Consider the following 18,337-nt stretch of genomic DNA (forward strand, 5'->3'; position numbering starts at 1 on the left):
AATGCAAACAAAATTTTGAATGGTGAATATAAATCCATAAAAGGGGATGCCTATTTAGTGAATAAGAAGGTAATAAAAAGAAAAGTCGATTTCCTTAAACAGCCTATTGTTAATTTCCTATTAAAGGAAAATCATCAGCGTGTAAATAGATATGCAAAGTACTATGAGAAATTAAGCATTCAAAAAAACACCATTCTATATGAGAGCCGTGATGGAAACAGTATGACCGACAGTCCATACGCGATGTTTAAATATATGCTGGAAAATCAGGACTATCAAGATTTTGTGCACATTTGGTCCATCCAGGATTTCAGTGTCCTCTCAGGTGTAATGGCGAAGTATAAGGATATGCCGAATGTTCAATTTGTTCAACGTAATTCAAAGGAATATTTAAAGTGGTTGGCAACTAGTGAGTATTTAATCAATAATTCCACATTCCAGTCTTTCTTCATCCCTAAAAGCGATCAGATTTACATCAATACCTGGCATGGAACGCCCCTTAAGAATATGGGCTTTGATATACCCGGTAACCCTTCGGTCTCTCAAAACGTGGTCAGGAACTTCTTGAGTGCAGATTTCATTTTGAGCCCTAATGCCCATACTACCAACATATTTACACATAGCTATAAGTTAAATGGATTGTATAAAGGTGTAATAATAGAAGAAGGATATCCAAGGATTGATTTGACGCTGAATACGAATCCGGGGGAGTATAAGGATTATTTAAGGACCCTGGGTTTGAAAATCAGTGATGCTAAGGAAAATATTTTATATGCCCCGACTTGGAAGGGGACGAACCTTGCCAAGGTGGATAATGATCTTCTTCAAATCATTGCTGATATTCATTATTTACAAAGTCAAATCGGTGAACAATATAACTTATTAATTAAGGTGCATCCATTTCTATATAAAGAAGCGGCCAAGCATTCAGAAATCAAGGATCGACTAATACCAGACCATGTGGATACAAATGAATTGCTTGCTGCAGTCGATTTGCTTATCACGGATTATTCCAGCATTTTCTTTGATTACCTTGTTACCGATAAGCCCATTCTATTTTACACTTGGGATACGGACGTTTATGCAGAGCAAAGGGGACAATATCTCCAAAATGACGAACTTCCGGGACCCATGCTTTTTAACTCAAAAGAATTGGCGCTAGCCATTAAAGATATTAAAGATGTGAAATTGAGATATTCCGATAAATATAAAAAAATGCAGGAAAAGTTCACGAACCATGAGGATGGAAAAGTAACAGAGAGAATAGTCAAAAATATATTCAATAAGTCTACGAAACAACTAAACACAATTACCGGGCTTGATTCCGCAAAGGAAAAAATATTAATTTATCCGGGCGGTTTGAGGGATAACGGGATTACATCCTCTTTCCTTAACTTAATGAATAATATTGATTATGATAAATATGATGTCAGCTGTTTTACGGCCACTCCTCACTCATACGAGGTTTTGAAAAATATGGGCAAGGTTAATAAGAATGTGCGTTTTCTATTCAAACCTGGCTTGCCTGTTTATAACATATTGGAAGTCTATAAAGATAAATTCATCCATAACAGAGGGGAAAGAGGTTTCTTAGGGAAGAAGCTTTACCCGGAAAATGCCTATATTAGAGAGCATGCACGTTTATTCGGCAAAACAAAGTTTGATTTTGTTATCGATTTTAGCGGTTATAGCCATTATTGGGCTAAATATCTGCTTGCGGCGGATGCAAAAAAGAAAGTTTGTTATATGCATAATGATTTGCTTTCTGATAGTGAACGCATCATTAACGGAAAGAGACCGCACCGGATTAATCTAAGGGGGATTTTTTCGGTATACAATCGATTTGATAAACTGGTAAGCGTGTCTGAGGGAACGATGGAATTAAACCGAAAGAATCTATTGGAGTATGCAGACTTCGATAAATTTGATTATGTAATGAATTCCATCAACCCGGATAAAATCCTTCAAATCGAGTCAAATGAGCCTAAAGGTAGTGAAAATGATGAAAAGGCGATGATCACAGAAAACTTCAAAGCGAGGGCGATTTTAAGGGATGTCAAGGATAATCCTGTTTGGAATACCCTTCCGGGAATTTCGAATGCCGCTCAATTTCCATTGGAAGAACGATTTGAAGGTGCTGAAATCGTGATTTCGAGGAAAAACCATGCTGATCAAAAGACTTTTTATAAATTCAGTCATGACAATCAAATGATAGGCTGGATTAGTGAAGAAGCTGTGGAGCTGCTGCCAGACAGCATCATTTATGAAAAAGAAGTGGACAAAGTGGCAAGGCTAGTGAGACCTCGATCGAACTATATTTGGTCCTTGCCGTATAAAGTTGAAGGAACGTACAAAGTTTCCGGCAGTCATGATTTTAAAGGGATCATTGTAAAAGTCGATAGGGAAGCAAAAACCCAGCATTCGATTTATAGCAGAATATCAGTAAAAGACAAGACCATAGGCTGGATAGATAATTCGGCTTTATCCGTGCTTGAACATTGTACAATCAATGAAGACATGAGCTATAATGACAAGCTGCAAATCATGATGAAAAGAAAATATATAATATCGCGAAACTATAAAAACAATAAAAAGTTCATCGATAAGATCGAGAATAGAACGCTGAAGGAAATAAACACCGGTAATCAGAAGTACGGTAAAATAACCAACCCGGAAGATCATACAATCTGGACGAAGGCATATCCGAACTACAAGGCTAAAAGAGTGAGCAAGGCAATCGACTTTGAAGGGCAAATCGTCAGAATCATCAAGTATAATAGAACCAACAAAGGCGGCTATTACCTTTTCGAGATAGACAATAAGATAATAGGCTGGCTAAATACTAGAGCATTTGAAATGATAGAAGAGCCAATGGTGTTAAAGGAACGGGAAGTGCGCGGCACTGCCGAAATTAAATTAGGCGATTATCATATATGGGATAAGCCTTATGGGCTGCAAGATGCCATGGTCTTGGAAAATGGGCCAACCTTTAATGGCCGGATCGTTGAATTCGATAAAGAAGCGGTTACTCAACTTGGCACATATGCCCATATATCATTGGATGGGGTATCTATAGGCTGGATCGATAAACAGGCGTTAATCGTACAAGAGGTCCATGGGTTGGAAGTGAATGATCAATTCGTTCCATATCCTGATAAAAATGATTTTAACTTTGTCAATATGGGAAGGTTATCCCCTGAAAAAGGGCAAGATAATTTGATTCGTGCATTCGCAGGTTTTCATGGGAAACACAAAAATAGTAAACTGTATATTTTAGGACAAGGACCTTTAAAGGAAGATTTGCAGGCAATCATTGATGAGCTGGACTTAAATCATTCCATTCATCTTTTGGGTCAGCTTGAAAATCCATTTTCGTTCATGGAAAAATGTGACTGCTTCGTTCTTTCCTCACATTATGAAGGCCAGCCTATGGTATTATTGGAGGCAATGACCTTAGGAATGAAAATCATGGCTACTGATATAGTGGCTAACCGGACCGTTTTGGAAAACGGTAAATATGGTTTGCTTGTCGAAAATAGCATAGATGGACTGGAAAAGGGCTTATCTACCATGGTTAGTGATGATAATCCTGAACTAGCGAAGTTTGATTACACCCAATATAATGGATTGGCCATGGAAACCTTCAATAAATGCTTATAAAACGGGGGAGGTCCTTATAATTAGACCTCCCACTAATGACATATGCGAGATTTAAAGATTCATTCAAGCTTAAAGTAAAAGGGGTAATACTATATGATTTTGGTCGTTGGCGGTGCAGGATATATTGGAAGTCATCTTGTAAAAGAGTTAGTGAAAACTGAAGAGGTTGTCATTCTGGATAATCTCTCAACTGGATTTCGTTCGCTGGTTGATTCGAAGGCCACCTTGGTGGAAGGGAATTTAGGGGACGAAGCGGTCTTGAATGAAATTTTCCTTAAGTATCCGATTAAAGCGGTCATGCACTTTGCCGCTAATAGCTTGGTCGGGGAGTCTGTTCAAGATCCTTATAAATACTATGATAATAATGTAGGTGCAACTCTTACATTATTGAATACCATGCTCAAGCATGATGTTAAGAATTTCATTTTTTCATCAACGGCAGCTACGTACGGGATACCAAATGTGGATATGATTGATGAAGGTCAGCCAACGAATCCGATTAACCCATATGGCCGCTCTAAATTGATGGTGGAACAGATCTTAGGGGACTTTGCAAAGGCATATGGACTTCATTATGTCGTCTTGCGTTACTTCAATGCGGCCGGAGCACATGCGTCAGCAGAAATCGGTGAAAGCCATGATCCGGAAACACACCTGATTCCAATCATTTTACAGCATTTATTAGGTCAACGTGAGAAGATTTCCGTGTTTGGTACGGACTATGATACGGAAGATGGCACATGCATTCGTGATTATATCCATGTAACGGATCTAGCCCAAGCCCATATAATCGCGCTTCAAGCCCTATTATCCGGAAAGAAGGATACGGCCATCTACAACCTTGGGAATGGAAAAGGGTTTTCGGTTAAGGATGTAATCGACACTTGCGAAAAAGTCACAGGAGTTAAACCGACAGTTGAGTATGCAGACCGTCGCCCTGGAGATCCAGCCCGCCTGGTTGCTTCGGCCGACAAGATATATGAAGAACTCGGTTGGAAAGCATCGATAAATTTGGAAGAAATCATTGAAAGTGCGTGGAAATGGCATAAATCTCAAATGAATTAATGGTCCCTTGGGACTCGGTAGTCATTTCGGACTGTAGACAAACTCGAAGAAAAAAAACGAGTTTGCCTGCAGTTTTTTTATTTGAAGAATGTTCCAGCTGTTTTCAGAAACCCGCTCCCTTTCCGCCAACTGTATCGGGTCTTGGCTAGCCAGTAATACGGCAGTTTTCATTCTAAGCTTGAAGAGCTTTCCGGATTGATTTTTTCAGGGCTTTTACAAAATTTTGACGTGTTTCTTCGGTTAATTCCAATAGGGAAAGGTACGGATTTAAATCTTCCAGCTCTACTAATAAGAGTTCACCTTGCTCATTCCGACAGGCATCTACTCGTTGGATGCCCCAATCAAGATTATTCCAATCAATAAATCGTTTAGCAAAAGCCAGGTCTGCTTCAGTAGGGACATATTCTTTTAATTCCCATCTTTTCTCTTTATCAGGCGCATAAAGGGCGTATTGAAATTCCTTATCGATAAAATAAAAAGAGACTTCATACTCAAAGTTGATAAATGGCTGTACCAATGTGTTCTTTGATTTTGTATCCATTTTATCTCCCAATTCTTCTTTCGCGGCAAATTCCAAACCGATGGAATCCGCGCCATCTTTAGGCTTCACTATATACGTTTCCACATTGGGAAGTTTATGTAAAGATTCAAGTGTATCGATGGTCGGAATGACAGGAAATTGGGCTTTCGTCAGTTCAATTAAGTATTCCTTCCCGTTCATATCAGCCTTTCCAACAAATGAGTTGTATGCTTTCAAATGGCCAGCAGCCACTCTATTACGGAATGCTAGATACTTGTCTTTAAAATTGGCTACTGGACCGGCATTTCGAAAGACGATCAAGTCAAAATCCTTTTCAAACGTTTCAATGTCTTCAGGATGGCAAAGTACTAACTGAAAATCCTCTCTAAGCTTCGAGGTAAGGAACAAATCCTCCTCATAATAATTTCTTCCCTTTGCCTCATAGTATAAATCCGTTACGAATAATAGTGTCTGCATGACTCCTGAACCCGCTTTCCCGATATTTTCATTGATTGGTTTATATACAAAAAATCCCGCCTCATTAAGAGACGAGATTTTAACTCGCGGCACCACTCTTGTTTAATAATTAAACGCACATCCCATTTAACGGGGGGAAACCGGTAAAGCTTACTGAAGCTTCGGCTTTACTTCTCGGGGATGATATTCGGTCAGATTCTGTACACTGGCTTTCAGCAAAGCACCAGCTCTCTTTGGAACAGAACGATAACGTACTCCTTCCCTTCATGGAATTTTACATTTGATGAATTTGAGTAATTGTATAATAGTCAGAAAATAAAATCAATGGTTGTTTCACTTACTGTAGGACGAAAAGGTAATATGGATAGAAATATAGAATTACTATTCAAGAGAAGCACCATCATTTAATAGGAGATGTTAGATTTGCAAACGGTAAGGGTTTTTCATTACGATGCGTTCAGCAGTACACCGAATAAAGGAAATCCGGCAGGTGTGGTTTTAGATGCGGGTGGACTGACCGAAAAGGAAATGCAGGATATAGCAATGAAGGTGGGGTTCAATGAAACCTCTTTTCCGATGGAATCCGATATTGCCGATCTTAGGATCCGTTATTTCACACCGGGACACGAAATGAATCTTTGCGGACACGCGACAATGGCTACCATCCATGCACTGAAGACCAGGGGATTATTGGATAAAGATGAGCTAATGATTGAAACAGGAGCTGGAATATTGCCAATCAAGATCCATCCGACGGCGGGGCCTGATATATATTACGATGAAGCAGGCCGCGCCGCAGTTTGAAGCATTTAACGGAGATAAAGCTGGCTTAGTCAGTTCTCTCGGCCTTGATATAGAAGATCTGGAAAGTGAATTACCTATTGTTTATGGAAGTACAGGTTTATGGACTTTACTGGTTCCGGTAAAAGAAAGAAGCTCATTTAAAAGGATGAAGGCCAACAATAGCCTGTTTCCGCAATTATTAAAGGAAATGCCAAGAGCTTCCGTTCATCCCTTTTGCCTGGAAACGTACGATAATGATGCCCATATGCATGCCCGGCATTTTTCCTCGCCCTTTTCAGGTACGCTTGAAGACCCGGTTACAGGAACGGCTTCAGGTGTAATGGGGGCTTATTATGCAAAATACATAAAGGATGATCTTGAAGGTGAGGTGCATCTGTTAATCGAACAGGGACATGAAATCGGAAAGGATGGCAGAGTTCGCGTTACAGCTACCAAGAACGATGGCACATACGATATTGAAATCACCGGGAATGCTGTCTACGTTAAAGATTTTGAAGTGGAAGTCTAAAGGTTCATACTGAGATATAAGTCTGAAAAAGTATATTGAAAAACCCTGTGCTAAGACGTTACGTGTCTTAGCACAGGGTTCTTGTAAATCAGAAACACGGGGTGGAAGCGCCAATCGCTGTCCTTTAGATGAGGGTCACGCCGCTAAGATCAACCTTTGCTCCATGTAAAAAGTTGTAGGTGAGTTTATCCATCGAAGCTCCAGTAAAGTCGATTTTCTTTAAATCGGACATCCGAAATTGAACATTGATGAGGGTGGCATCGCGAAATGATGCCTTTCTCAATGAAGAGCCTTCGAAAATGGTTTGTTTGAAAGTTTCCCCATCGAATATAAGACCAGATAAATTACAGCTTTTAAAATGGGTTTTATTATAAATGCTGTTCTTGAAAGTTACGCCTTTTAAATTGGCATTTTTAAATAAGGTGCTAGTTAAATTGGCGTTTTCAAAGATGCAATGATCTAAGTTACTGTTTTTAAATGTGCTGTTCGTCAGGTCGGAATGGCTGAAGTCAGAACGGCTTAAATCGCAGGAATTGAACTTCCCATCATGGACCGAAACCGAGCGGAAGTCGGAATCCAATAAGCGATGCCTGGAATAGTCCATGCTTATCGCCTGCTCAAGGACATTGTATTGTAGGTTGAGGGATTCCATGAGCTCTGATACCTCCCCAATCGAATCAACAGTCAGCTTAAACGCTTCCTGTTCACTGGCACCATTCCTTCTATGGTCATCGTATTTTTCCAGTAAATTTTGCAGCAGTTCTTCTTCCAATTCCGTTGCTGTTTTTGCACTTTTGTACGGGGCAAAAATGCTATGAACATGTGCATTCAGTTTTTCAATCACATTTCATCTTCCCTTCTTAGAGAAGGCGCTCAAGTATTCGCTTGGCCTGCTCCCAGTCATTTTTATTTTGGATATATGTGTTTTCCCCGATTGGGGTGATTTTGTAATATTTCCTTCTTCCGCCTTGTGTGGCATCTCCCCAATAAGAGATGATGCATCCATCCTTTTCCAGCCGTTTTAGGCTGGAGTACATCGTCGCTTCCTTAATTTCATATTGCTCGTTGGAATTCGTATATATCAGTTTGCTGATTTCATAACCATATTTATCGCCACTTTGCAGGAGTTTCAGAATCATCGTATCTACATGTCCGCGAAGCAAGTCAGAGGATAGTTGTCGTTGAACCAAATCCTCACCTCCTTTGGTATATCTTATAATATATTACTATGACAGTCAAGGTAGTTTAGTTACTATGGATCATACAGATTTGGAGGGTTTATGAAAAGAAACATGCCAATTTTCGTGAATCACTGCATTCGCATACTTTTAATTTTCCAGAGATATTATCCGCTTGGAAGGGATTTATGATGTTTCATGGAAGAAGTATGTAAGGGGGGTGGGGATGTTGAATAATTCGTGGAATAAAGTGATTTATAAATTTTGGTCGCCGGTTTATGACAAAATCTTCAACTCTCATCTCTTTTTAGATGCCAGGAAAAGAATGTTTGAAGAGCTGGATTTTCATGATCATGCAAAGGTCCTGTTTGTGGGCGTAGGTACGGGGGCCGATTTGGAGTTGATCAAAAACCTTGACCTTGAGATAACGGCAATAGACCTGTCAGGAGATATGCTAAAAAAAGCGATGGGGAAATTTGATGATGCATCGATCAATTTCCTCGAGATGGATGCACAGCATATGGAATTCGCTAATGAATCGTTTGACTATGTAGTGGGAAGTTTGGTTCTTTCCGTCGTACCTGATGCCAATGAATGTCTTCGGGAAATGATCAGGGTTGTAAAATACGAGGGGAAAATAATACTATTCGATAAGTTTATTTCTAAAGATGAACGGCTTTCAGTGCCCAAAAAGCTGCTGAGGCCGATCATTCGATTTTTAGGAACGGATATTGGCTTGAGGTTTGAAGACCTGTTCAGCGGGCATGGGGATATTATGGAAATTGAAGAAGATCGGCCGATCATGCTGAATGGAATGTATAGAAAGATAATCATCAGTAAACGGTTGTGAGGACATCAGGATACCACATAGTGCTGAGTGTTGTTTTTTGGAAGCTAAACCGGATTCGCTGTAAAGAGCATGTAATATTTGACATGCATGTATAAAACCCATATCTTCCCTAACATGGTTAATGAGCTGATCCTCGGGTTATTGAGTAAGAACGGATCATACCATCAGAAGGCAGTTTGCATGCATTTTTGATATCTTTAAATTCCAGTGAGTATTATATAAACAACAAGGTCCAATGGTGTCTCAACGTCATATGTAACGAATTTTTTATGCGGCTGTTACAGAGGAACCGGGCGAAATCAGTATAATTAAATGGTGGGATATAATGGAAGAGGTGATGGTTTTGTCGGAGACGATTACAACCTATGAAGATCTATTGAACATGCTGGACTCATTATTGCGTGAACCAACTGGATTCTGGAATGGTTTTTATGAAGACCGCTCAAAAGGGGTTCCCTTTTTTGAAAATTTCCCTGATGAGAATTTGGTTTCATATTTTGATGGAGGGTTAATTGGGCCAGGGAAGGTTCTCGAGCTTGGATGCGGACCTGGCAGAAATGCCATTTACCTTGCTCAAAAGGGCTGTTCCGTTGATGCGGTGGACCTTTCGAAGGAAGCCCTTGAATGGGGAAAAGAACGGGCAGGAGATAAAAATGTCCAAGTGAACTTCATTCAAAGGAATATATTTGATTTGGATATTGCAAATGGGCAATATGATTTCGTATATGATTCAGGTTGTTTTCACCATATTGCTCCACATCGAAGGATGAATTATTTGGAGATGGTGAAAAAGGCGTTAAGGCCTAAGGGGTTGTATTCGATTACTTGTTTTGTCGAAGGCGGCATATTGGGTGGTGCCGATATTTCAGATTGGGAAGTATATAGGCAAAGAAGCCTTAATGGCGGTTTAGGTTTTACTGAAGAAAAACTCAGAATGATCTTCAAGGAATTCGAAGTGGTGGAAATACGGAAAATGAGGAAAATGGAACAATCGGAAGAAACCTTTGGGGTGCAAGGTTTATGGACGGCTTTATTTATGAAATGAGAAGACGAAATGGTTTTAAACCGAAGGATCTGGGATCAGGTCCTTTTTTGCGTGGAAATTGTTAACAAAAAATAAAAATGGTAAACTATAACAACACTATGAAGTTTTGGGAACGGGTTTTTAACAGAATGATAGATGAAGGCTTTTGCTGATCTTTTTTTTAAAACATGGTTTCAAAAACAGCTGGGAAGGTATATGGAAAGAGGGGGCCATCAGGAATCAGAGAGCATAAGGTTTTAAGTATGGAAGAGGTTGTCTTCGATGCTTGCTTTGTTGATAAATTAGATTTATCGATTGCTTTTTATAAAAACAAAATAGGAGGAGTTTATGCACGTAAATAAAGAATTATATGCCTTTTTATTGGGTGTGGCAGCACAATTGACTGAGGATTGGTACGCATCCTTGAATAAAAGTGATAGTGCGGGTGTATATTGCTCAACCGATCCCAAAGTGATTAAAAAACTTAAGCAGCAGAATAATGAATTCCATTTACGTTTCTTTCAGGTCTTTGATACAGAGGAGAGGGAATTCTTTAAGCAGCTTGGTGATTGGATTGAAGAGATCGGACAGGATGAGCAGCATTTAAACACACCCATCTATTTTATATTGAGGGAGTTTTTCCGTACGCAAGAGCAATACCTGGGTTATATTGACCGGTTTGTGAAATTGCATGGAGATCAATATACACAGGAGGAAATAAACTCCTGGTATCGGATAGTGGTGAAGGTATTCAGTGAAGTGATGGAGAGGTTTACGGAAGCGAATCATAGGTATGCCAATAAAATCATGAAAGCCCAACAGGCAACGATCGATGAATTGAGCACACCCATCATTTCCCTTAAAGATAACACGGCATTGCTTCCCCTGATAGGCGATATTGACACGACGAGGGGCATGTCCTTGCTTGAAAACACCTTACAAAAGTGCGCTGAAAAAAATGTCACCAGACTTTTCATTGACCTATCCGGCGTTCATTCAATAGATAGCGGATCCGCACACCAGCTGTCTCAATTGATTGAATCCTTGCATTTGATCGGAATTCAAACAACCCTTTCAGGACTTCGGCCGGAAATAGCCATGACTGCCGTTAAGCTTCAACTTCCTTTTGATAAAGTGACGATAAAGTCCACTCTTGCCCAAGCGATCAGTACGATAAAATAATACATACATACCCTGGGCTCGGGCATGTTCGTTATAAATTTCATCGAGAAGGCCTCCATATGGCGGTCTTCTCGTATGTATTAGCAATCAAAATAGGAGCAAGAGCCGGAACCTGCCGGATTTTATTCAATATTGGCAAAGACGGCCAGATCTTCTTTATTGCCAACCACTAAAAGCATATCTTTTTCATGGATATCCTGATCCGGTGACGGTGCTATGATAATTTCTCCATTACTCACGATGGCAATGACGCTGATATTATATTTTGCCCGTAAATCAAGCTCCCTGAGGCTTTTTCCCTTCATGCTCATGGGGAGGATGATTTCCTCGATATTGTATTCTTTAGAAAGCTCGATATAGTTCAGCATGTTAGGGGAAAGGAGCTGGTTCGCGACCCGTTCCCCCATATCCCTCTCAGGATAGATGACCCAGTCGGCACCGACTTTTGTGAGCACCTGACCGTGATTTTTATTAAGTGCTTTGGCAATGACCTTTTTGATCCCTAGCTCTTTTAAAAGCAAGGTAGTTAAAATGCTCGATTGCATGTCATTTCCGATGGCTACGATGACACAATCGAAATTACGGATTCCGATTGCTTTCAATGTCTCTTCTTCGGTCGTATCCGCCATGACGGCATGGGTAACGTTCAGTTCCGCATTTTCGACTCTTTCCTCGTTCACATCAATACCCAAAACCTCTTGGCCTGCCGTATATAATCTATGGGCCACACTGGTTCCGAATCTGCCTAAACCTATTACGGCGTATTGTCGTTTTCCCATCTTTTACACTCCTTCATTCATTATTATCCAATCATGATTTTCCCTTTTGGACGTCGGAACGGATCTGGCTTGCGCCTCATGGCGATAGCAAAGGCCAAAGTCAAAGGGCCAACACGGCCTGCAAACATCGTGAAAATGATGAGCATCCGGCCGACCGGTGATAATTCCGGGGTCAAACCCATTGAAAGTCCCACGGTGGCGAATGCTGAAGTGGCTTCGAACAAAATCATCAAGAAATCAGTTCCGCTTTCGGTGATGGTCAGCAGAATGGAGATGATTGAAACCATGAATACACCAATGAACGTAACGGATAATGCTTTAAAGATCGTTTCACTCACGATACGGTGACGGAATAAGACCACATCACCCTTACCTTTGATCTGTGACCAAACCGTTCCTACAAGCGTGGCCAATGTCGTCGTTTTAATCCCGCCGCCAGTCGATCCGGGTGAAGCCCCAACGAACATCAAGAAGATGATGAGCAGTAATGTAGGCTGGGTCAAATCAGGGATATTCAGCGTGTTGGAGCCTGCCGTCCTTGGTGATACCGATTGAAATAAGGACGACAGCATTTTGCCCATGAAAGATAAAGGCTGTAATGTCTTGGCGTTACCGAACTCGAATAAAAAGATTAAAATTGCACCTGTGATTGTAAGGATCAAGCTAGTCATCAGAACCACCTTCGTATGTACGGATAAACGATGGGTGTCACGATATTCGTATAGTTCATTCATCACGATAAAGCCTATCCCGCCAAACGTGATGAGGAAGACGACGGTAAGGGTTACGAAGGGATCCGATACATATGGGGTCAAACTCCTGAATTCACCCATTAAATCAAAGCCGGCATTATTGAAATTCGAGATGGAATGAAAAACCCCGTAATAGATCGCCTTGCCGATTGGCATGTCAAAAGAAAAGCGAATCGATAAGATAAGGGCACCCACACCTTCAATGATGGCCGTGAAAATTAAAAGCCGTTTCACTAATCTGACTACACCCGCCATGGATAGATTATTTAAGGACTCCTGCAAGAGTAACCTGCCTTTTAAGGAAATCTTTTTGCCTAGAAGGAAAAAGAAAAACGTCGCAAATGACATGAAGCCTAATCCGCCTACCTGAATCAGTGTTAAGATGACCAACTCACCAAAAGTGGTGAAGGTCGATCCCGTATCCACTACGACAAGCCCTGTTACACAAGTAGCGGATGTTGCGGTGAATAAAGCATCCAGAAAAGAAAGACCATTCCCACTTTCAGTGGAAATCGGCAGGGTCAATAAATAGGACCCGATAAGTATCAGGATGGCGAAGCCGAGTACAAGTATTTTTGGCGGATCTAACAAATTTTTTGCTTTTATCAAATTGATCATCCCTACCTAATAAAAATGAAATGTGTAAAACTGTATGAATATCTTAACCATCAATCCTCATTCCGAATCTTTTTAAAAGGCATAATAAAAAGACCTGCGAAAACATCGAATAGCTGTATTGCCACAAAAAGCGTGCAAAAAAAGCTCCCGAAATAGGCGGTCTTATGACCTCCTTCGCTTTAGCCGACGAAGTTAGCTGACGGGTAGGATGGCGAAAGAGCTGATCTCATCCCTTCTGCAAGGCAGAATTAACCCCAAATGATTGGGTCCTCCGTACTCATTTACCATGAGTTTTGGCCGAAATGCATTAAATTGATAAACGTATTCTACTCCCATCATTTAGCAGTTGTAAACCCCTAAATCGTAAAAAAATATTTCTTTAATAAAACTGAAAATTTACGTTTTATTTACATTAAAAAAACGTATTGACAAATATTAGTTAGCACATTATGATAGGTTCGATTAATCCAATTATGATAACCGGCATCGATGTACTTTATTCAATAATTTCAAGCAGAACAAGCTATTGCCAATCGAAATTTGTAATAGATATATTATGTTTCTTTTGTAAAAGATAAAGGAAAAAGCAGTACATCATTAGTTAAATTCAATACATTTTATTAAAAAGGCGGGCAATTATGGAGAAGACGTTCAATAGATATGTTATTAATGCTACAGGCAAGGGTGGCCAAACATATTTAACACAATGCCAGGATAAAGATGCACTAAGGAAATGGATAGCCGATCATGAGGATCAAATCATCATGAATGAATTAAGGATAACGGATAAGAAAAAGAATCCGTTTTTAAAACTGTTTTCCCCAAGGTAAATCAACTGATTCTAACATTCATAGCGGTATTCAATTATTGTAATTCCCTGTGTTCTATCCAGGAACGGTGAGCGAAAAATCCATATCTTGTTTTGCTTTTAAACTCATTATATTTAATGAGTTTTTTTGCGTTATTTACAGAATTGAACCGTTAATGTTAAAATTTAGTAATTACTAATGTGGACGTAGAGAAGAGAAAAGTAAAATGAAATGACCACTTTCCGAGAGCAGCCGAGGATTGTTGGGAATGTATGGGGGGCATCGCAAATTGGTCTCGTTCCTTGGGGACGGGGTTTTTTATGTATGGCCAAAGGGGGAAAAGCGATGACATTAAGAAATGCATTGGTATCCTGGAAATACCCTTCCATTCTTTTGTGCGGAATAGGTATCTCCAACTTCGGTTCTTGGGTGTATTTCATTGCCCTTAATTTAATCGTTCTGGATATGACTGGTTCAGCCTTGGCAGTAGCTGGACTTTATATCGTTAAACCGATGGCTGCCATATTTACGAATGTGTGGGCAGGGAGCGTGATCGACCGGATAAACAAGCGGAACCTGATGGCGGCACTTGACCTATTTCGCACGGTATTCATAGTCTTGCTGCCATTGACTTCTTCTATTTGGGTCATGTATTCCCTTGTCTTCGTAATCAATATGGCAGGGACCATGTTCGGAACGACATCTAGGTCGTATATAACAAAACTAATACCCGTTGAACAGAGGAAACGGTTTAATTCATTACGAAGCTTAATGGATTCTGGAGCTTTTTTGATTGGACCGGCGCTAGCGGGTATCCTTTTCTTGATCGGTACGCCCGTTTTAGCGATTTATATTAACGCGGCTGCCTTATTGTTATCCGGTATCATCACTCTATTCATGCCTAATCTTGAAAAGGATCATCGCCTTAACCAATCCAATCATTACCTGTCTTGGACCATCATGAAAAAGGATTGGGGCATCGTCCTGGACTTCAGACGGAAATCTTCCTATATCATGCTCATTTATTTCTTATTCAGCTGCATGGTGGTGATGGAAACGGCCATCGACTCCCAAGAAGCTGCGTTTGCCAAGGCCGTGCTCCTTTTGTCGGACAGCGATTACGGATTCCTTGTAAGCGTCGCCGGAGCAGGCATCATTGCTGGTGCCATAGTCAATGCCGTATTCATCAGTAAAGTGAAAATCTCGCACATGATTGGTCTTGGATCTTTATTTGTCTCGATAGGTTATATGATCTTTGCCTTTTCGAATTCCTTTTCACTGGCCGCCATCGGATTTTTCATCATTGCTTTTTCATTGGCTTTTGCCAACACTGGCTTTCAAACCTTTTATCAAAATAATATTCCTGTGGAAATCATGGGCAGGGTCGGAAGTGTTTTTGGATTGTTAGAAGCTTTATTGATCATCATTACTACCGCAATCGTTGGTGTTTCAGCCCATTTCATTTCGCTTCGGTTCGTGGTGATTTCAGGTTCCCTGATCATGTTCGCTTTATCCATATGGTTGTCGATGCTTAGTATGAAGACCTCCAAGAGCAGGTATTATTCCGTTGGTGATGCAGAGATAGAAGCGAAGGAAAAGATGTAATACGACTTAAAGGCATGTTGATGGCACATGCCTTTGATGAATCGTTCATTGGATGAATGTGCGCAATTGGCTGATGAAGTTCAAGATTTGAAAATGGATTTTCGCCATTTCTTCCGCCGTTTGTTCTTCACAGTTTTCCAGCCACTCAGTAATCACCCCTAAAATCGCCGATGTCAGGAAGGCGTGCATATACATGCGGAATGCTTCATCTTTAGCTGCTGGATGAAGGCTGATCAAACGCTCCAACAGTACTTCCCCGAAAACCCGTTTAATTTTTTTCGCAAAAGAAGGGTCGCCCTGATCACCAAGAATGGCTCTTAATGCGTGAGCATGTTCACTGATGAATTGAAAAATCGCTATGAAAGGCGGATAAAGTTGCTGTTGATTAAGAGCCAAAAAAGCCTCTTTAGGCAAAATGGCAGTAATGCGGGTTTGAAGTTCATGTAACAATTCCTGCTGTAAGTGATCCATCAATTCATATTTATCTGTGTAGTGCAAATAGAATGTGCCCCGATTAATATTGGCACGCTCTGCGATTTTCTTCACGGATACATGTGAGAACCCCTCTGCTTCAATAAGTGCAATAAAATGATGTTGTATCTGCTTTTTCGTCTTTTGTACCATATCCTCATGAATCGATGCCATGGAATGTCTCCTTCACTGAACATTTTTCCAAATGTGTTGATTGTATTAGTCCGAATGCTACCTTAGAATGATGATACACTCAACACCGTGTTAATTAAAGAGGGAGGATGTGTGTGCAATGAAAAATGCGATTTCCATTGACGGAATTGCTAAGGGTTTTCAGCAGAAGAAGGTCATTCAGCCATTGAGCCTGAATATTGAAAAAGGCGGAATTTTTGGCTTGTTAGGTCCATCCGGATGCGGAAAGACGACATTGATTAAAATGATTGTCGGATTGATTAAGCCCGATGCGGGTAAAGTCACGGTTCTTGATCATGAAGTGCCAAATGAAGCACTGTTAATGGATGTCGGCTATATGGCACAGTCCGATGCTTTATATACAGAACTGACGGGAGCTGAAAACCTCGAATTTTTTGCGAAGCTATACCGTTTTTCGAAAAAGGAACGAAGGGAACGCATCCAATATGCAGCTGAAATCGTACAGCTGACGAATGATTTGAACGTTCGGGTTGCCCATTATTCAGGGGGGATGAAACGCCGTCTATCACTTGCGGTTGCACTCATCCAAAATCCGGAGATTCTCATTTTGGATGAACCGACAGTAGGAATAGACCCTTTGCTGAAACAATCGATTTGGGAGGAACTTGAGCGTTTAAGAAATGAAGATGAAAAGACGATCATCATCACGACGCATGTGATGGGTGAAGCGGAGCGATGCGATAAACTGGCGATGCTGCGTGAAGGTGAAATCATCGCGGCAGGAACCCCTGAAGCTTTAAAAACTCAATTTGCCGCAGAAACGCTTGATGATGTTTTTTTAAGGATTGGAGGCGGGCTAAAATGAGAATTGCCTCTCTTGTTACTCGTATTACCCAGCAGATGCGCCGGGATCGAAGGACGCTCGCTTTATTTTTCCTGGCTCCATTGCTCATTTTAACGCTCATGTATTTTATTTTCGATACAGAGGCAAGTGATTTGAAAATCGTTGTTACAGGCAGTGATGAAACGATCGTTAAAGCATTGAAACAAGCGGATTTTCAAGTGACGGCTGCTGAGGAATTCTCACGGGAAAAGATGATTGAAAAGGATACGGATGGCTGGCTGCATGTTGAAAATGGGAAAATGAAACTCACACTTTTGAACGACGAACCGACCCGGGCAAAGGCCGTTCAAATGCAAATGATGCAAGGCTTGCAAGGGAATGAAAAAAACACTCCTTCTATTGAGGAGAAATATGTTTACGGAGACGCCAACACAAAGGGTTTTGATACCTTCAGTCCGATGCTCGTCAGCTTTTTCGTTTTCTTCTTTGTATTTTTAATAGCGGGGATTGCGCTTTTGAAGGAGCGTACAAGTGGTACGTTGGAACGGCTGCTTGCCACCCCGATTAAAAGATACGAAATCGTAGCGGGCTATGTGATCGGATATGGCTTATTTGCTCTAATTCAAACCATAATTGTCGTGCTATATGCTGTCAATGTATTGGATATCGTCCTTGTTGGCTCCATTTGGCTCGTTTTACTGACGAATATACTGGTCGCGCTCGTTGCATTATCGCTAGGCACATTACTATCGAGTTTCGCCACATCCGAATTCCAAATGGTACAATTCATTCCGCTGGTCATCGTGCCGCAAGTCTTCTTTACAGGGATTTTCCCATTGGATGGCATGTCAGACTGGCTCCAAAAAATCGGCAAGGTCATGCCTCTCTATTACGCATCGGATGCCATGAATGGCATTATGTACAAAGGTTTCACGTTCAATGAGGTCTTACTGGATCTGCTCATTCTCCTGGCCTTTGCCATCGTTTTCATCACCATCAATATCATTAGCTTAAAAAAATACCGTGCACTATGAAATC

15 protein-coding genes, 1 pseudogene, 1 riboswitch and 1 other annotated feature are annotated in these 18,337 nt (G+C 40.7%); of the genes and pseudogenes, 10 read left to right on the forward strand and 6 right to left on the reverse strand.

Translation table 11 applies throughout. From position 1 onward, the window contains the following. Positions 1–57 precede the first annotated feature (57 nt). Both A6755_RS04720 and galE read left to right on the forward strand, forming a co-directional pair. Positions 58–3,660 carry a CDP-glycerol glycerophosphotransferase family protein gene (locus A6755_RS04720; RefSeq protein ID WP_063589908.1) on the forward strand — a complete coding sequence of 1,201 codons (3,603 nt, stop codon included), beginning with the start codon at positions 58–60 and terminating at the stop codon, positions 3,658–3,660. 93 nt (positions 3,661–3,753) lie between these two features. Beyond that, positions 3,754–4,725: a UDP-glucose 4-epimerase GalE gene (gene galE / locus A6755_RS04725; RefSeq protein ID WP_057279109.1), complete on the forward strand. Its 972-nt coding sequence runs from the start codon at positions 3,754–3,756 to the stop codon at positions 4,723–4,725. Between the two features lie 172 nt (positions 4,726–4,897). Here the strand turns inward: galE and A6755_RS04730 are convergent, their stop codons facing one another. Then, on the reverse strand, positions 4,898–5,722 hold the full coding sequence (locus A6755_RS04730; RefSeq protein ID WP_063592432.1) for an ATP-grasp domain-containing protein: 825 nt from the start codon (positions 5,720–5,722) through the stop codon (positions 4,898–4,900). A gap of 64 nt (positions 5,723–5,786) precedes the next feature. Continuing rightward, positions 5,787–5,999 (reverse strand) — a binding site (T-box leader). Positions 6,000–6,145: 146 nt separating this feature from the next. On the opposite strand from A6755_RS04730, the pseudogene A6755_RS04735 reads away from it, so the two are divergent. Beyond that, positions 6,146–7,034, forward strand: a pseudogene (locus A6755_RS04735) (PhzF family phenazine biosynthesis protein). A gap of 124 nt (positions 7,035–7,158) precedes the next feature. On the opposite strand, the gene A6755_RS04740 reads toward A6755_RS04735, so the two are convergent. Together A6755_RS04740 and A6755_RS04745 are read right to left on the reverse strand one after the other, a co-directional pair. Further along, positions 7,159–7,878, reverse strand: coding sequence for a pentapeptide repeat-containing protein (locus tag A6755_RS04740; protein WP_063589909.1), 720 nt, complete (start codon positions 7,876–7,878; stop codon positions 7,159–7,161). 16 nt (positions 7,879–7,894) lie between these two features. After that, positions 7,895–8,173 (reverse strand): PadR family transcriptional regulator, encoded by a 279-nt coding sequence (locus A6755_RS04745; RefSeq protein ID WP_222620182.1) that lies wholly within the window; start codon positions 8,171–8,173, stop codon positions 7,895–7,897. Between the two features lie 268 nt (positions 8,174–8,441). Between A6755_RS04745 and A6755_RS04750 the strand changes: the two genes are divergently transcribed. The 3 genes from A6755_RS04750 (at position 8,442) to A6755_RS04760 (ending at position 11,268) form a co-directional block, all read left to right on the forward strand. Further along, a complete protein-coding gene (locus A6755_RS04750; RefSeq protein WP_063592433.1) occupies positions 8,442–9,062 on the forward strand; it encodes a class I SAM-dependent methyltransferase in 621 nt (206 codons plus the stop codon). A 343-nt stretch (positions 9,063–9,405) separates the two neighbouring features. Then, a complete protein-coding gene (locus A6755_RS04755; protein WP_063592434.1) occupies positions 9,406–10,107 on the forward strand; it encodes a class I SAM-dependent methyltransferase in 702 nt (233 codons plus the stop codon). Between the two features lie 327 nt (positions 10,108–10,434). Next, positions 10,435–11,268 carry an STAS domain-containing protein gene (locus A6755_RS04760; RefSeq protein WP_063589910.1) on the forward strand — a complete coding sequence of 278 codons (834 nt, stop codon included), beginning with the start codon at positions 10,435–10,437 and terminating at the stop codon, positions 11,266–11,268. Between the two features lie 122 nt (positions 11,269–11,390). Here A6755_RS04760 and A6755_RS04765 read toward each other — a convergent pair whose 3' ends face one another. Beyond that, a complete protein-coding gene (locus A6755_RS04765) occupies positions 11,391–12,047 on the reverse strand; it encodes a potassium channel family protein (RefSeq protein WP_034310793.1) in 657 nt (218 codons plus the stop codon). Between the two features lie 23 nt (positions 12,048–12,070). Then, positions 12,071–13,408: a TrkH family potassium uptake protein gene (locus tag A6755_RS04770; protein ID WP_063589911.1), complete on the reverse strand. Its 1,338-nt coding sequence runs from the start codon at positions 13,406–13,408 to the stop codon at positions 12,071–12,073. A 175-nt stretch (positions 13,409–13,583) separates the two neighbouring features. Next, positions 13,584–13,726, reverse strand: a riboswitch (cyclic di-AMP (ydaO/yuaA leader). 329 nt (positions 13,727–14,055) lie between these two features. On the opposite strand from A6755_RS04770, the gene A6755_RS04775 reads away from it, so the two are divergent. Both A6755_RS04775 and A6755_RS04780 read left to right on the forward strand, forming a co-directional pair. Beyond that, on the forward strand, positions 14,056–14,247 hold the full coding sequence (locus tag A6755_RS04775; protein ID WP_034310797.1) for a hypothetical protein: 192 nt from the start codon (positions 14,056–14,058) through the stop codon (positions 14,245–14,247). A gap of 324 nt (positions 14,248–14,571) precedes the next feature. Then, positions 14,572–15,831, forward strand: coding sequence for an MFS transporter (locus A6755_RS04780; protein WP_084737423.1), 1,260 nt, complete (start codon positions 14,572–14,574; stop codon positions 15,829–15,831). Between the two features lie 45 nt (positions 15,832–15,876). Here the strand turns inward: A6755_RS04780 and A6755_RS04785 are convergent, their stop codons facing one another. Next, positions 15,877–16,476 carry a TetR/AcrR family transcriptional regulator gene (locus A6755_RS04785; RefSeq protein WP_063589913.1) on the reverse strand — a complete coding sequence of 200 codons (600 nt, stop codon included), beginning with the start codon at positions 16,474–16,476 and terminating at the stop codon, positions 15,877–15,879. 118 nt (positions 16,477–16,594) lie between these two features. Here A6755_RS04785 and A6755_RS04790 point away from each other — a divergent pair, with 118 nt between their 5' ends. Together A6755_RS04790 and A6755_RS04795 are read left to right on the forward strand one after the other, a co-directional pair. Continuing rightward, on the forward strand, positions 16,595–17,320 hold the full coding sequence (locus A6755_RS04790; RefSeq protein WP_063589914.1) for an ABC transporter ATP-binding protein: 726 nt from the start codon (positions 16,595–16,597) through the stop codon (positions 17,318–17,320). After that, positions 17,317–18,333: an ABC transporter permease gene (locus A6755_RS04795; protein WP_048690069.1), complete on the forward strand. Its 1,017-nt coding sequence runs from the start codon at positions 17,317–17,319 to the stop codon at positions 18,331–18,333. Before A6755_RS04790 ends, A6755_RS04795 begins: the two co-directional genes overlap by 4 nt. Positions 18,334–18,337: the final 4 nt, after the last annotated feature.

Origin of the sequence: Peribacillus frigoritolerans, from assembly GCF_001636405.1 — a bacterium.
Taxonomy (GTDB): domain Bacteria; phylum Bacillota; class Bacilli; order Bacillales; family DSM-1321; genus Peribacillus; species Peribacillus frigoritolerans.

Excerpts from the sequence above, each read along its gene's own strand:
- A6755_RS04730 (WP_063592432.1), bottom strand. The coding sequence starts at position 5,722 with ATGCAGACACTATTATTCGTAACGGATTTATACTATGAGGCAAAGGGA.
- A6755_RS04785 (WP_063589913.1), bottom strand. The coding sequence starts at position 16,476 with ATGGCATCGATTCATGAGGATATGGTACAAAAGACGAAAAAGCAGATA.
- A6755_RS04775 (WP_034310797.1), top strand. The coding sequence starts at position 14,056 with ATGGAGAAGACGTTCAATAGATATGTTATTAATGCTACAGGCAAGGGT.
- galE (WP_057279109.1), top strand. The coding sequence starts at position 3,754 with ATGATTTTGGTCGTTGGCGGTGCAGGATATATTGGAAGTCATCTTGTA.
- A6755_RS04780 (WP_084737423.1), top strand. The coding sequence starts at position 14,572 with ATGACATTAAGAAATGCATTGGTATCCTGGAAATACCCTTCCATTCTT.
- A6755_RS04795 (WP_048690069.1), top strand. The coding sequence starts at position 17,317 with ATGAGAATTGCCTCTCTTGTTACTCGTATTACCCAGCAGATGCGCCGG.
- A6755_RS04760 (WP_063589910.1), top strand. The coding sequence starts at position 10,435 with ATGCACGTAAATAAAGAATTATATGCCTTTTTATTGGGTGTGGCAGCA.
- A6755_RS04790 (WP_063589914.1), top strand. The coding sequence starts at position 16,595 with ATGAAAAATGCGATTTCCATTGACGGAATTGCTAAGGGTTTTCAGCAG.
- A6755_RS04745 (WP_222620182.1), bottom strand. The coding sequence starts at position 8,173 with ATGATTCTGAAACTCCTGCAAAGTGGCGATAAATATGGTTATGAAATC.
- A6755_RS04765 (WP_034310793.1), bottom strand. The coding sequence starts at position 12,047 with ATGGGAAAACGACAATACGCCGTAATAGGTTTAGGCAGATTCGGAACC.